Genomic DNA, 13063 nt, shown 5'->3' on the forward strand with positions numbered 1-13063 from the left:
TACATACACTTAGATTTTTTCATAAATCAAATACTAGTCCTATATTCAGATGGTGATATTATCATCTCCTTGCTGATTAATAGTTAATCGCAAAATTGATAATCCTAAAATTATCAAAAATAGCATTAACCCAATTGTGCAAGCATAGCTAATTTCCAAGTTACTAAAAGCTTGCTCATATAGATAATAAACAATTGTTTTAGAACTGCTGAGTGGCCCGCCTTGGGTCATAATATATACTTCTTCAAAAACTTTGGTCGCAGAAATAGCCGAAATCACCGCTACTAATGCTAAATATGGCTTCATCAAAGGTATGGTAATATCCCAATGTTTGTTGATACCATCAGATCCATCAATGGCTGCGGCTTCATACACATCAGCAGGAATTGATTGCAACCCCGCTAAATAAATTACCATGTAGTAACCTAGCCCCTTCCACACGGTTACAGCCATGACGCTGGCAAGAGAAATTGGTATAATTCCAAAAATTTTTTCTGGGCTAGTTAACCAAGGAATACCTTCTGGAAAAAGCCCTAAAGCTTTTAATAACTGATTGAGTAACCCATTTTCTGCATACAGCCATTTCCAAGCTATTCCCGCAACCACCATTGAAATTACCACTGGAGTGTAGTAGGCTGCCCTAAACCAATTCATCCCCCGCAGTTTCTGATTTACTAAAATTGCCAGCACTAAGGGAGCAATTACTAAAATTGGGACTACACCCACAAGATATAAAAAAGTGTTTTCTAAGGTTTTCCAAAAAACAGCATCCTTCCAAAGCTTGAGAAAATTGGCAAAACCTATCCATTGTGGCGGCCGGGCGATATCTTCATAGCTAGTAAAGCTGAGGTAAAAGGCTTGCAGTGCAGGCAAAAAAACTGTTAAGCCCAAAAGAACCAAGGCGGGCAGTAAAAATAGATAAGGGGTAAGGCGCTGTTTGATGAATATCCAATTTTTAGGTGTCAATTGATTCATATAAGGTCTAATAATTGTTTTTCCTTTGTCAGCAATAATTTGGGGATGTGAGTAGATTTAAGCTTCAATATTCTAAAGGCATATATTTGCAATCTGCTGTCATAACTCAGAGATTAACTACGATGGAAACTCATAACAACCCGCCAATTGAACATCAAAATGTCCCCATAAACCACCGTGGGCTACATGAATTTTTGTATAGTTCCGATGACGAACACACCGCCACTGAGGTGAGTATAACCCCTGAGATGGCAAACAATGGTACTGAAATCATTGACCTTGAAGCTTGGAGTGCATCTGCTCAAAACGCTAAAATTGCGGGTGTTTACGCAGTATTAGATGCAGAACGCCACGTGCAGTACATTGGCTATTCTCGAAATGTATTGCTTTCCCTAAATAGTCATGTCACCCAAAATGGTCAGCAAAAGTGCGCTTTTGTGCGTGTACAGGCATTTAAGTTCCCCAAGCGTCAAGATATGGAAGATTTGCGAGATGCGTGGATAGCAGAACTCGAAACCACACCACCTGGAAATGCAATTGATCGTGAAATGTGGGCTAGTACAGTAGGGGAAGCTGCAAAGGCGGTAATGTCTGAGGCGGAACGTCAAGCTTATGAGGAGAAAAAGCTAAAACTGCGGAAAGCAATGGCTGACACAACCCTCTCCAAAGAGTCAGAAACAATAGATGCGAGTATAGCCGAACGTCAGCGTCAGCTTGAAGCTGCTGTCACAAATGATGATTGGAGTGTAATTATCGACGCACAAACACAGGAAACCAAGTCTTAGGTCAATACGATTTAGTTGAAGCAATTTACGTTAATAAATTTACCGCCGCCGTTGGTTTCGACTTGTCTGTGATCGCGTAGCGTCTCGCAGACAAGTCGGAAATCTTCAACCTGGGTATATTCTTTGTGAGAAATCACCAAAGAAATGCTTAACTAAAAAGTATTTAGTTTTAAATCGATTGCGTAAGTCCTGAAGGTAAAGAAATTAAGAAAAAGTCGAATTACTCGACATGAAAGTAATTGAGTGATCATGACACAGATGAAATTGCACAAACTTGTAAACCCACAGGTGTATGAATAATCACAGATTCCACACCAAATACTTGAGCGATCGCACTTGGTGTCAGAACTTCTTCAGGTTTGCCAACTTCCCAAAGATGACCTTGTTTTAACAAAGCAATGCGAGAACTATATCGTGCAGCTAGATTCAGTTCGTGTAGAACGGTAACAATAGTTAATTCTTGCTGTTGATTAAGATTTTTCAGTAGTTCTAATAGTTGTAATTGATAGTTTATATCTAAGAAAGTTGTAGGTTCGTCTAATAATAAAACTTTTGGTTCTTGCGCTAGTGCTAAAGCTAAAAAAGCGCGTTGTCTTTCACCACCGGAGAGTTCTTCAACTAAGCGATCGCTCAATTTTTCTAGTTGCGTCTTTTTAATTGCAGCTTCCACTTTCACCCAATCTTGAGCATTTAATTCCCATTGCCACCAAGATTGATGTGGAGTGCGTCCTAAGCTTACTAATTGTCGCACTGTTAAGCCCACGGGAACCGTTTGTTGTTGCGGTAATAATGCTAGTTTTTGTGCAACTAGATTTGGGGGTTGAGAATGAATTGCTTTGCCATCAAGTAAAACTGTTCCCTGCTGTGGGGAGAGAATACGACTCAGCAATTTGAGTAAAGTAGATTTACCTGAGCCATTAGCACCAACTAAACTCAACCATTCTCCTGTTTGTAGAGTGAGGTTAATGTCTTGAACAATTGGGACTGTGGTGTAACCGCCTGTGAGGTTTTGCAGTTCGAGTGGCATTTAAGAAATTCAACAATAAGAAACTTAATTTTATAAGGTTTCCCCGATATCTGCATTATTAGAATTTACAAGCTTGATGCATAACTAGGAACATCTGCTTCAATGCTCCTAGATTACATCTTTTTCTTGAAGTGAAATTCTACTTATTGCCGCACAATAAGCCAAACCGAATTAACCCACGTTCATAACCGCGACGCATTAATCCCAGTGATAATGCCCCTTGGATGGTAGCCCAACCAGCATTTAGTAAGCCCCAAAGCGCTTGGGGAGTGAATGCAGAATCAATCACCACATTCCAAAAGGGGGCGACAGCAGTTGACCAATCAGCAGTGCGGATATTATGTAATGGTAGTTGATGTGCGATCGCTTCATACTCTGGCAAAGAAATCACATAAGGCAAACAATACACCCGATAAATATCCTGCAAATGCTTTTCCTCATCCGCCGTTAATGGGGATTCATCAGTTGGCCGATGACACCAAGTCACCATAATTAACTTACCACCAGGCTTCAATACTCGATAGCACTCCTGGAGAAACTTGGTTTTATCTGGCATGTGTTCACCGCTTTCTAGTGACCAAACCAAGTCAAAAGAATCGTCGGCAAAGGGCATTGCTTGAGCATTTGCGACTTGGAATTGTGTTCTCAAACTCAAATTAGCTTCCAAGGCACGTTCTGTTGCTCTAGCAGCTTGTACAGGACTCAACGTAATCCCTGTAGCCTTAGCATTGAACTTCTGTGAAAGATATAAAGAACTACCACCTATCCCACAACCCACATCTAGGATATTTTCTGCTGCTTCTACCCCTGCCCAATTGAGCAATTCTTCGATTAAATCAATTTGAGCCTGACGACGGTCTTTTTTCTGGCTACCATCAGCGCCGTAATAGCCGTGGTGCATGTGTTCGCCCCAAATCTGTTCCCACAGACCAGAGGAAGCATCGTAAAATTGCTGAATTTGCTGGTAAAGTGTTGCACTCATGAAAAAAGCAGTGTTAAAACAAAGCCGAATTTAAAAAAAACATACAGATAGGCTACCATGTATGTTTTTAATTAAATAAGGGTATTTTGCTTGTAGAGAAAGTCAACCGTGATATCTCCTCCTTGGAAAACTTCCTCAGTTTTACCTTAATAAACCGTTCTTCCTCAAATTTTTACTAATTGTCTAAAAAAACCTACATATACAAGAGACGTAAAACCAGATAAAATCTAACTTTCTTAATTACGAATTACGAATTACGAATTACGAATTAATTATGACTGTTTCTCGCACAGTTTGCTTGGGATTTTTGACTGTCATAGCTGTGGGCACTATCTTGTTAATTATGCCTTTTTCAACTAGCGATGGTACTTGGAATAACCCGATTGTAGCGCTGTTCACTTCGACATCCGCAGTTTGTGTTACTGGTTTAGCTGTAGTTGATACTGGTACTTATTTCTCCTTTTGGGGTCAGTTAGTTATTCTGCTACTGGCTCAAATTGGCGGATTGGGCTATATGACAAGCACTACATTCCTGATTTTGCTCATCGGTCGGAAATTTGATCTTCGGCAAAAAATAGCCATTCAACAAGCTTTAGACCGACCGGGGATGAGTGGTAGTACCCAAGTTATTCGCTCAATTATTGCCACAACTTTAATTTTTGAAATTACTGGAATATTTTTGCTGCTACCAGCATTTGTTCCCGATTTTGGATGGAATCAAGGACTGTGGTTAGCAATTTTTCATAGTGTTAATGCTTGGAATAATGCAGGCTTTAGTCTATTTCAAGATAGCTTGATTGGGTATCAATCATCTTTTTTAGTTGTATTCACAATCACGACTTTAATTATTTGCGGTGGCATTGGTTATCAAGTCATTTTAGAAATCTACATTTGGTTGCGCGATCGCATTTTCAAAAGAACTCAAAATCAAATTTTTTCTCTAGATTTCAAAGTTGCAATTAGCACAACCTTAATATTATTGTTTTTAGGAATTATTGCCTTTTTCTGTATAGAGATTAGAAACCCTGAAACGTTTGGTTCTCTAAATTTACGTGACCAGATATTAGTAGCTTGGTTTCAATCAGTCACTCCCAGAACTGCTGGTTTCAATACCATAGATATTGGCAAAATGACCACCGCCGGTCTATTTATTACGATTGCACTCATGTTTATTGGTGCAAGTCCAGGTGGTACGGGAGGAGGGATGAAAACAACAACGCTGAGAGTCTTGACTAGTTGTACCAAAGCGATTCTCCAGGGAAAAGAAGAAGTTTTATTGTACGATCGCAAAATAGCAATATCTTTAATTTTGAAAGCTGTGGGTGTGCTGGTGGGTTCAGTAGCGACCGTGATTTTAGCTACAATTTTAATCAGCCTCACAGATCCAACATTAGATTTTATTAAAATTTTGTTTGAAGTAGTATCAGCCTTCGCCACCGTAGGGCTTTCTACAGGTATTACAGGGAGTATCTCTATAACAGCAAAGCTCATCTTAATTATCACTATGTACATTGGACGAGTAGGTGTTTTACTACTGATGTCCGCAGTACTAGGAGATCCACGCCCTACCAGAATTCACTATCCTGAAGAAAATCTCCTAGTGGGATAGTTAGGAAGTAAGGAATGGGGGGAGAATAATTCTTGGCAATTCACTAATGACTAAACTGATAACATATACATTGAAAGGCAAAAAATAAAATTTTTAGTTCAAGCGGTATAACCGTTTTTTGCCCTAAATACAGGGAGCCATAATAAGGATAACAAGGGTGAATTTGTCATCATTAGGTTTTTTTCGCAGTTTACGTAAAGATAACCACCAATTTGCTGTAATTGGGTTAGGTCGCTTTGGTAGGTCTGTCTGTTCTACACTGCACAATTTTGGTTATCAAGTGCTGGCAACAGATGTTGATGAAAAACGAGTTTCAGAAGCATTAACTGAGGGAATTGTTGGTCATGCTTTGCAACTAGATTCTACAGAACCAGCCGCACTCAAAGAAGCTGGAGTTTTTGAGTTTGATACTGTAATTGTAGCGATTGGTAACTACGTTCAAGAAAGCATCATAACAACCCTAAATGTGAAAGAGGCTGGCGTACCCCATGTAGTTGCTAAAGCTTCTAGTGAAGTTCACCGTAAACTGTTGCGCCGAGTAGGAGCAGATCATGTTGTTTTTCCTGAGTATGAAGCAGGTTGCGCCCTAGCGCGTACACTTACTAAACCAGCAATCTTAGATCGGTTTGACCTAGACCCAGATAACAGTATTGTAGAGTTGATTGTACCTGATGAATTTCACGACAAAACAATCACTGAGCTTCAACTTCGTAACCGCTACGGTTTAAATTTGCTAGCAGTGAGCCAGGATGGTAAATTTATAATTAATCCTGACCCTACTAAGCGTTTAGAACGTGGTTCAGCAATGGTAGTTATTGGCTGCAATAGAGATATTAATCGCTTGCCAATTTGAAAAATTTAGAAGCTGAGATTTAGGAGTTAGGAGTTATTAACTATCAAGAAAAATAAAAGCGCCAGTCGCCAGAATTCAGCATCAATTCTGACGACTGGCGGATTACTTTTTCTTTTATTTCTAACTCTGGGTTTTTTATTGTCCGGGACTTATTAAAGTAGGCTGGAATTCAACTGAGACAGGCACATTGCCAGGATCGGCTGAAGTTTCTGGTTGATTTTGCGTTTGTTGCTTAAGTGTCTGTATTAAATTACTTGTACTAGTTGTCTGAGAAGGAGTAGCTGTTTGACTGGCTTGAGGCTGCTGTTGCCCAATTTTCTGGGCAATTTGCTGCATTAGTTGTTCTATTTTCTCAGCTTGCTCAATGTTTCCTTGCTCCCGATACTCATTATGGGCACGTTTCAATACTCCATTAGCTTTCTTGATGTCGCCTTGATTATATAAAGTGACTCCCAAGTTATAGTAAGCTGAGGCGTTTTTAGGATTTAGGCGAATAGCTTGCCGATAAACAGAAATAGCCTCAGAACCTTGACCTTGAATTGCTAGCAAGTTTGCCATGTTGTTGTAAGCTGTGGCATTTTTAGGATCTAGCTGCAAGACTTGGCGATAAGTGGCGATCGCTCGCTCTGTTTGACCTTGTTGTTGCAAGGCGATCGCTAAGTTAAAATAAGCGTTGGCATTCCTACTATCTAAATTAATCGCTTGCTGGTATGCTGCGATCGCTTCCTGTTGATGCCCTTGTTCATACAGCGCCAAACCCAGATTATACAACGCTGCTACCCTTGTGGAATCTATTACAAGACTCTGCCGATAAGCTGTAATCGCTGCATCTTTTTCTCCTTGTCGGTACAACACTAACCCTAAGTTGTAATAAGCTTCGCTAAAATTGGGATTAACTTTAATCGCCTCTGTATATTCTTGTAAAGCTAAATCCAGGCGATTTTGCTCCATAAATATATTACCCAGATAATTCCGCGCAGCCCCAAGGCTAGGATCTCGCTGTAACGCTTGACGAAAGGCAAATTCTGCACCCTGCAAGTCTTTGCGGTTATAGCGCGTGACTCCCTGCTGGAAAAAGCTAGCTGCTTCGAGATCCTGAGAAACTGCGCTTTCTGCTAGCAGCTTACTTCCTGGAAAATTAGTAATTGCTGGTGCAGCTAAGACCAAAAATGCAGAACAGCTACAGAGTGTCACCCGGCAAAATAAATGTAACGACTGAGAAAATAGGAATTTTTCAGACATGAATCACAGACCTATACTTATTTTTCACTCCTCATAAGTCAGAGTACCCACCACGAAAGAAAAAATTCCAAATTTCCGACTTTTAACTAATTTTGGGGGTTTAATTCCCCCATAACTAAAAAGACGTTCTGTAAATGTTCAGTCGAGTCGCTACAAAAGTTTTTGCAGAATCTCAAATATCCGTTACAAAAGTTAATTAAAATTACGAATTATTTCAACTCCACAGCTGACGGCAAAATTAGCATGGCATCGCCGAATGAATAAAAGCGATATTTAAAAGCGATCGCTTCGTTGTATATATTCAATAACCGTCGTCTGCCAATTAGGGCACTTACCAACATCAGCAAACTGGAGCGTGGGAGGTGAAAATTGGTAATTAAACCATCCACTACCCGCCATTGGTAGCCAGGATAAATAAATAGGTCTGTTTTCCCGCAAAATGGTTGTAAATTCCCAGATTCATCTGCCCCTTCCAAAGCCCGTACTGCCGTTGTTCCGACAGCAATAATTCGACCGCCAGCTGCTTTAGTGGCGCGGATTTGCTCTACTGTGGCGGCAGGGACTTCAATCCATTCTTCATGCATCTGGTGGGTAGTTACGTCTTCTACTTCCACAGGGCGAAATGTACCTACACCAACGTGTAGCGTTATAAAAGCTTGATGGATATTGCGATCGCGCAACTTTTGTAATAATTCTGGGGTAAAGTGTAATCCTGCCGTTGGAGCCGCGATCGCTCCTGGTTGTTTGGCATAAACTGTCTGATACTGCTCATCAGCAGCTGACGAGGCAGTAATATATGGTGGTAGCGGTACTTCACCAAATACCTCTAACATCTGTACCAAAGGTTTTCCCTCTGGCACATCAAATTGCAACAAACGCCCTCCAGTGGCTGCATCTGTTTCTAAAACCGTAGCTGTGAGTTGGGTACTGGCGGCTGGGGCAGATTCTTCACAATCCCCAATCCCCAATCCTCTTGCTTCAAAAATAATCTTTGTTCCCTGTTTAAAGCTTTTTCCTGGCTTAACTAAAGCTAACCAACAGTTATACTCTCGTTCTTCCAACAGCAACACCTGGAGTTTAGCACCAGTAGATTTATGACCATAAAGCCGCGCTGGAATGACCCTTGTATTGTTCATAACCAGCAAATCACCAGGGCGTAGCAGTCCAGGCAAATCATGGAAAATATGATGCAGAGGCTCTGTTTCAGTACCTGTAGTAGGAGAATTAACCACCAGTAACCGGGAACTATCTCTAGGAACGGCTGGGTTTTGGGCAATGAGTTCTGGAGGTAGTTTGTAGTCATAGCCAGCTACCGAGCAATCTAAATTCAAATCTTTTTCTTGTGTGCCAGAGGTATCTTTCAAATTCGCTTGTACTAGTTTTTGCTTTATTTAGTATTTATACTCTCTTAAAAAAGCTGCTTTTAGCTTTTTCTTCTAAAGGAACTTTAAGGTATCTTTGCTCATTTTTCTCGCAAGGCTATAAGATTGTTACTATTAAGTAACACGGAAAAATTAACATAAAAATTGGGTAAACCTCCCCATCTAAAAACGGGGGCTTTTACCCTACCGGGAACAGGCAATGATTGACGAATATAGATATGTAGGATTGGCTTTGATCCCAAGCACCAACAAACATGGAATACTTGTATTATCTGGCAAATGCCAGTCTAACCCTGAGGGTCGTTCAACACCTGCACGCTAGACCCCAGACACCAGTTTCGTTCGTCACCGTAATTCATCAAATTGATGGCTGGGTGGTTAGGATCAAACTCAGAGGTCAAGTCTCACCTCAAGAAGATGGCGACTTTCGCGCTTTTCTAAATGAATTAGGAATTAGCTATGAACCGCCAATGAGGGTGCAAATGGCGCTTTGGAGTTTGGAAGCCGGACAATGCCCTGTGGACGTGATGCGTCGCTATCAGGTTGCGATTGTTTCTCATGGGAGTCCAGAGAGAGACGAAATCGAAGCCTTCCGGCAACAGTTTGTCCGTGGCTTAGGTTACTGTCCAGAAACTTTGGCGTGATGGCATTTGGTTGTAACACTACTACAAAATTATCAAGAAAGAATTCAGGAGTTAGGAGTCAGGAGTCAGAAGAAATCTATAAATTTTCTACGACTGGCAGAGGAATAAAGGGGTTTAATACCCCCACTAAATATACTTTCTTTAGACTTTCTTTAGTGTCTATCCTCCGGCAATGCCAACGGCAAAGAATTCAGTGGCAAGTTTCCAATCCCAACTAATTGATTCTGTCCTCTGTTAGGGGATAGCTAGGGTTTAGCCCATTCTGGCTTCTGAATTCTTCTTCAACCATTATCAATTGAACAGTCGAAAGCTGCTAGAATGTATTCTTGCAGCTTAAACTTGTATCCGGCGGCTGATGAAGTAACTACAGCTTCCTGAGTTGCTGTAACCCCAGTCAGATTTTTTGATATCTTTTGACAGTAAACAATAGCAACATCAAATCGGCAAGAATAATCTGCCTTTTCAGGGTACTGAGCTAAGAATATTCCAGCTGTCCGCGAAATTTTTGCTTGCTTTTGTGGAGTGATTGCGCTTCTTCCCCCTGCATCCCAACTCCCAGAAGTGCGGGTTTTAACTTCAACAAATGCCAATAATGAGTGCTGAGTAAGGAGTTTTTCCCCGATTCCATCATATTGAGCAATGATATCGATTTCTCCCCAACGGCTAGAAAAGCGACGATGCAGAATTATCCAACCTGTCGATTGCAACCATTGGGCAACTAGGTCTTCTCCTAATTCACCAATATTTGGATAATGGGATGGAGGAAGGTTAGCCATTGACTAAAAATATGATGAATTTTATGAATTCTAGGTTAAGCAATCGCACAGAGGGTTCTACACTCGACTCATCCCCAACACAATTCAGGTTGAGGCATAAAAGAGACTATCAATTTTGGGCAAATATGCTCAGTTTATTCCTTTGGGGAATAGTTGGCATCACCGCAACCGTGGGTTTTGCTTCAACAGCTTTAGCACTCGAATATAATAAGGAAATTTTGGTCGAGGCTGATTTCTCAGGACGTGATTTAACAGACTCCAGCTTTACTAAAGCTAATCTTCGCCAAAGTAATTTTAGCCATGCTAATTTGAACGGTGTCAGTTTTTTTGCAGCAAATTTGGAATCTGCGAATTTAGAGGGATCTGATTTGAGAAATGCCACTTTAGATTCGGCTCGTTTAGTGAGAGCAAATTTGACAAATGCACTGTTAGAGGGGGCGTTTGCCGCTAACGCCAGATTTGATGGTGCAATCATTGACGGGGCAGATTTTACCGATACGCTGCTGCGTCCCGATGAGCAAAAAAAATTGTGCAAACTTGCCAAAGGAACTAATCCCACTACAGGAAGAGATACGCGTGACACGCTGTTTTGCCCTTAGTATTTTCTAGGTGGGAATTGGGAATTGGGCATGGATCAATAAATCAATAGTTCTTCCCCTGCCCCCTGCCCCCTGCCCCCTGCCCCCTGCTCACTGCTCCCTGCCCCCTGCCCCCTGCTCCCTGCTCCCTGCTCCCTGCCCCCTGCTCCCTTGCTTCTTCCCCATCCCCCATTACTGAGTAACTACCAACCACGGGCCCCAATCTTTTGACAAACAATTTTCATTCCTTTGCCTGGTGAAGAATTTGCGACAAAAGGTATTTCTCCTTTTTCCTTATCTTCTTCAAGTAGCTGTCCTTCTGAACCGTAAATGGCAATGCGATTCAGAAAAAGCCGCGATTCTGTACATGATGCATCGAAAGTAGTCTCGAAGACACCATCCCCATACATTCCATAAAGCTTGTATGTCGTGCCCTTAATGGTTTCTGTGTCCAGAGCTACGCTGTTTCCTAATTTATCATGCCCCACAGTAATATATCTTTCTGCATCTTGAGCGATCGCTGTGTCAACATCTTCAGCGATCGCTGCGCCAACACCTCCGGTGATCGCACTACCATTACTTAATAAAATAGCGATCGCTCCTACTATGCCGCCTAACTTCAAATACATACGCTTTAAAAATATCAGATTTCATATATTTCTACCCGCAATCAAAGGGGTTCTGGCAGGGTAGAAGCACTGAAATCAAGACAAAGCAAGGAGTTATGGCAAGCCAAAAAACTTAGTAATTACAGGCAAAAGCTTATTACAGACTTCAACTAGCTTTTCATTAGTAGGCAAATCAGCGATGTCTACGACGGGCTACGCCAACGCACCTTTCAATAAATTGAGGGGTGTTTTTGCTATCTTCTGCATGGCTCCATTTTATGGGTTAGTGGTGCGATCGCATCTGTCTTCAAATGGGAACCATAAGAAAATAAGCTAATACATCACACTAGATTGGTTTACCCATGTCTGACGAACAAGAGCGTAATTCCGCTTTTAACGCTGCTGCCAATATTAACGTTCAACATACCCAATTACAGGATTTATCCTTAAGTGCAGCCCGTAGATTATATAAAGGTGGGATTCGATCTGGTGATCCGATCAGAACCAGAGTGCAAGCCCAAGAAATGTTAGATAAAATCCCTCCATCTCAGAGAGCAGGGATTGATAGCAAGTCGGCTGATGTTAATACCCAAAAATACCTATCAGATAAACACGCTAGTCATATCAAACCGCATAGCAAAGGCGGCTCAAATGATCCCAAAAATATCAAGTGGGAAAACGCCAAAGATAATTTAGCCCGTGGCGATAAACCCATGACTTCGCAGGAGCAAATGAGGCTAGATGCTAAATGGCATTTTGATAACCTAACAGGTGCAGTCAAAGCAGGAGTTAAAGCCGCGCCCCTGGGAGCAGCCATTGGTGTAGCGACGACAGCACCATTTTCGTTACTAACCAACGCGCTGCGCGTAGTTCGGGGTGAAATTTCTGCACAACAAGCCGCTATAGAAACACTGAAAGATACTGTAAAAGGCGGCACAGTTGGGGGTGTGACAGCGTTTGTAACTACAACAGTAGCAGCAGCTTGTCCACCAATTGCGATCGCTTTAACCGCAGCAGCACCAGTTTTAGCTGTTGTTGGAACTGCGGGTATGGTTTACGAGTTTTTCAAAATCCTCGATGACCATAAACAGACCGTGAAAATCTATTATGAATCTTTAACTCAACAAGAATTAGAAAGATTACAAGCAATTGAAAACGAACTAATTTATGAACACCAGAAAAATCTAGAGTTTTTGGCCGAAGCGCAAGTAATTAATCAAGAAATTACAAATCGCCCCCTCAGACTGGGAATAGAAGGGGCTATGCAACGGTTACGTGAATCAGTAGCTATTGCTCAGTCTTTAGGAATAGCATCAACTGATAGTAAGTTACTGCCTGATTCTCAACTTCTTTACCTTCCTCCTCATTCCTAGAGAATTAGGCAAAAATTGTATGATTCCTCTTCTGTTTGGTGCTTTAGGGGCGGCAGTTGGTGCTGTCGCAGGTGCTTTTACTGCTCATGCTGCTGGAGAAAAGGACAGACAAGCAGGCAAGCATCACAGACAAGTTGCAAATGAATTAACAGACAAATACGCCAATTTAGAGAAGAAATATTATGAATTTGCTGATCAGAGCAAAAGGCAGATTAATGATTTAACTCGC

The 13063-nt window shown here is 41.4% G+C and carries 13 protein-coding genes; 6 read left to right on the forward strand and 7 right to left on the reverse strand.

Annotated features, from left to right (window positions below; translation table 11 throughout):
• Positions 1 to 45 precede the first annotated feature (45 nt).
• Complete coding sequence (locus VB732_RS28960) at positions 46 to 975, reverse strand: sugar ABC transporter permease (RefSeq protein ID WP_323234317.1); 930 nt, start codon at positions 973 to 975, stop codon at positions 46 to 48.
• 122 nt (positions 976 to 1097) lie between these two features.
• Here VB732_RS28960 and VB732_RS28965 point away from each other — a divergent pair, with 122 nt between their 5' ends.
• Positions 1098 to 1760, forward strand: a complete 663-nt coding sequence (locus tag VB732_RS28965) for a GIY-YIG nuclease family protein (RefSeq protein ID WP_323234318.1) — start codon at positions 1098 to 1100, stop codon at positions 1758 to 1760.
• A 247-nt stretch (positions 1761 to 2007) separates the two neighbouring features.
• On the opposite strand, the gene VB732_RS28970 is transcribed toward VB732_RS28965, so the two are convergent.
• A complete protein-coding gene (locus VB732_RS28970; protein ID WP_323234319.1) occupies positions 2008 to 2787 on the reverse strand; it encodes an ABC transporter ATP-binding protein in 780 nt (259 codons plus the stop codon).
• Positions 2788 to 2926: 139 nt separating this feature from the next.
• Entirely contained in the window at positions 2927 to 3769 is an 843-nt protein-coding gene (locus VB732_RS28975; protein WP_323234320.1) for a methyltransferase domain-containing protein, read from the reverse strand.
• Between the two features lie 274 nt (positions 3770 to 4043).
• Here VB732_RS28975 and VB732_RS28980 point away from each other — a divergent pair, with 274 nt between their 5' ends.
• Together VB732_RS28980 and VB732_RS28985 are read left to right on the forward strand one after the other, a co-directional pair.
• A complete protein-coding gene (locus VB732_RS28980; RefSeq protein ID WP_323234321.1) occupies positions 4044 to 5378 on the forward strand; it encodes a TrkH family potassium uptake protein in 1335 nt (444 codons plus the stop codon).
• 157 nt (positions 5379 to 5535) lie between these two features.
• Positions 5536 to 6231 carry a TrkA family potassium uptake protein gene (locus tag VB732_RS28985; RefSeq protein WP_323234322.1) on the forward strand — a complete coding sequence of 232 codons (696 nt, stop codon included), beginning with the start codon at positions 5536 to 5538 and terminating at the stop codon, positions 6229 to 6231.
• A 135-nt stretch (positions 6232 to 6366) separates the two neighbouring features.
• On the opposite strand, the gene VB732_RS28990 is transcribed toward VB732_RS28985, so the two are convergent.
• Both VB732_RS28990 and queA read right to left on the reverse strand, forming a co-directional pair.
• Entirely contained in the window at positions 6367 to 7473 is a 1107-nt protein-coding gene (locus tag VB732_RS28990) for a tetratricopeptide repeat protein (protein WP_323234323.1), read from the reverse strand.
• Positions 7474 to 7682: 209 nt separating this feature from the next.
• The gene (queA, locus tag VB732_RS28995) at positions 7683 to 8864 is read right to left on the reverse strand and encodes a tRNA preQ1(34) S-adenosylmethionine ribosyltransferase-isomerase QueA (RefSeq protein WP_323234349.1); all 1182 of its coding nucleotides are present in this window, start codon (positions 8862 to 8864) and stop codon (positions 7683 to 7685) included.
• 245 nt (positions 8865 to 9109) lie between these two features.
• Between queA and VB732_RS29000 the strand changes: the two genes are divergently transcribed.
• Positions 9110 to 9499: a hypothetical protein gene (locus VB732_RS29000; protein ID WP_069068139.1), complete on the forward strand. Its 390-nt coding sequence runs from the start codon at positions 9110 to 9112 to the stop codon at positions 9497 to 9499.
• Between the two features lie 281 nt (positions 9500 to 9780).
• Here VB732_RS29000 and VB732_RS29005 read toward each other — a convergent pair whose 3' ends face one another.
• Positions 9781 to 10275: a YraN family protein gene (locus tag VB732_RS29005; RefSeq protein ID WP_323234324.1), complete on the reverse strand. Its 495-nt coding sequence runs from the start codon at positions 10273 to 10275 to the stop codon at positions 9781 to 9783.
• A gap of 125 nt (positions 10276 to 10400) precedes the next feature.
• On the opposite strand from VB732_RS29005, the gene VB732_RS29010 reads away from it, so the two are divergent.
• A complete protein-coding gene (locus tag VB732_RS29010; RefSeq protein WP_323234325.1) occupies positions 10401 to 10874 on the forward strand; it encodes a pentapeptide repeat-containing protein in 474 nt (157 codons plus the stop codon).
• 182 nt (positions 10875 to 11056) lie between these two features.
• Here VB732_RS29010 and VB732_RS29015 read toward each other — a convergent pair whose 3' ends face one another.
• Positions 11057 to 11482 (reverse strand): hypothetical protein, encoded by a 426-nt coding sequence (locus VB732_RS29015; RefSeq protein WP_323234326.1) that lies wholly within the window; start codon positions 11480 to 11482, stop codon positions 11057 to 11059.
• Positions 11483 to 11823: 341 nt separating this feature from the next.
• Between VB732_RS29015 and VB732_RS29020 the strand changes: the two genes are divergently transcribed.
• Positions 11824 to 12834, forward strand: a complete 1011-nt coding sequence (locus VB732_RS29020) for a hypothetical protein (protein WP_323234327.1) — start codon at positions 11824 to 11826, stop codon at positions 12832 to 12834.
• Positions 12835 to 13063 lie beyond the last annotated feature (229 nt).

Source organism: Nostoc sp. UHCC 0252 (assembly GCF_034931145.1).
Classification (GTDB): domain Bacteria; phylum Cyanobacteriota; class Cyanobacteriia; order Cyanobacteriales; family Nostocaceae; genus Nostoc.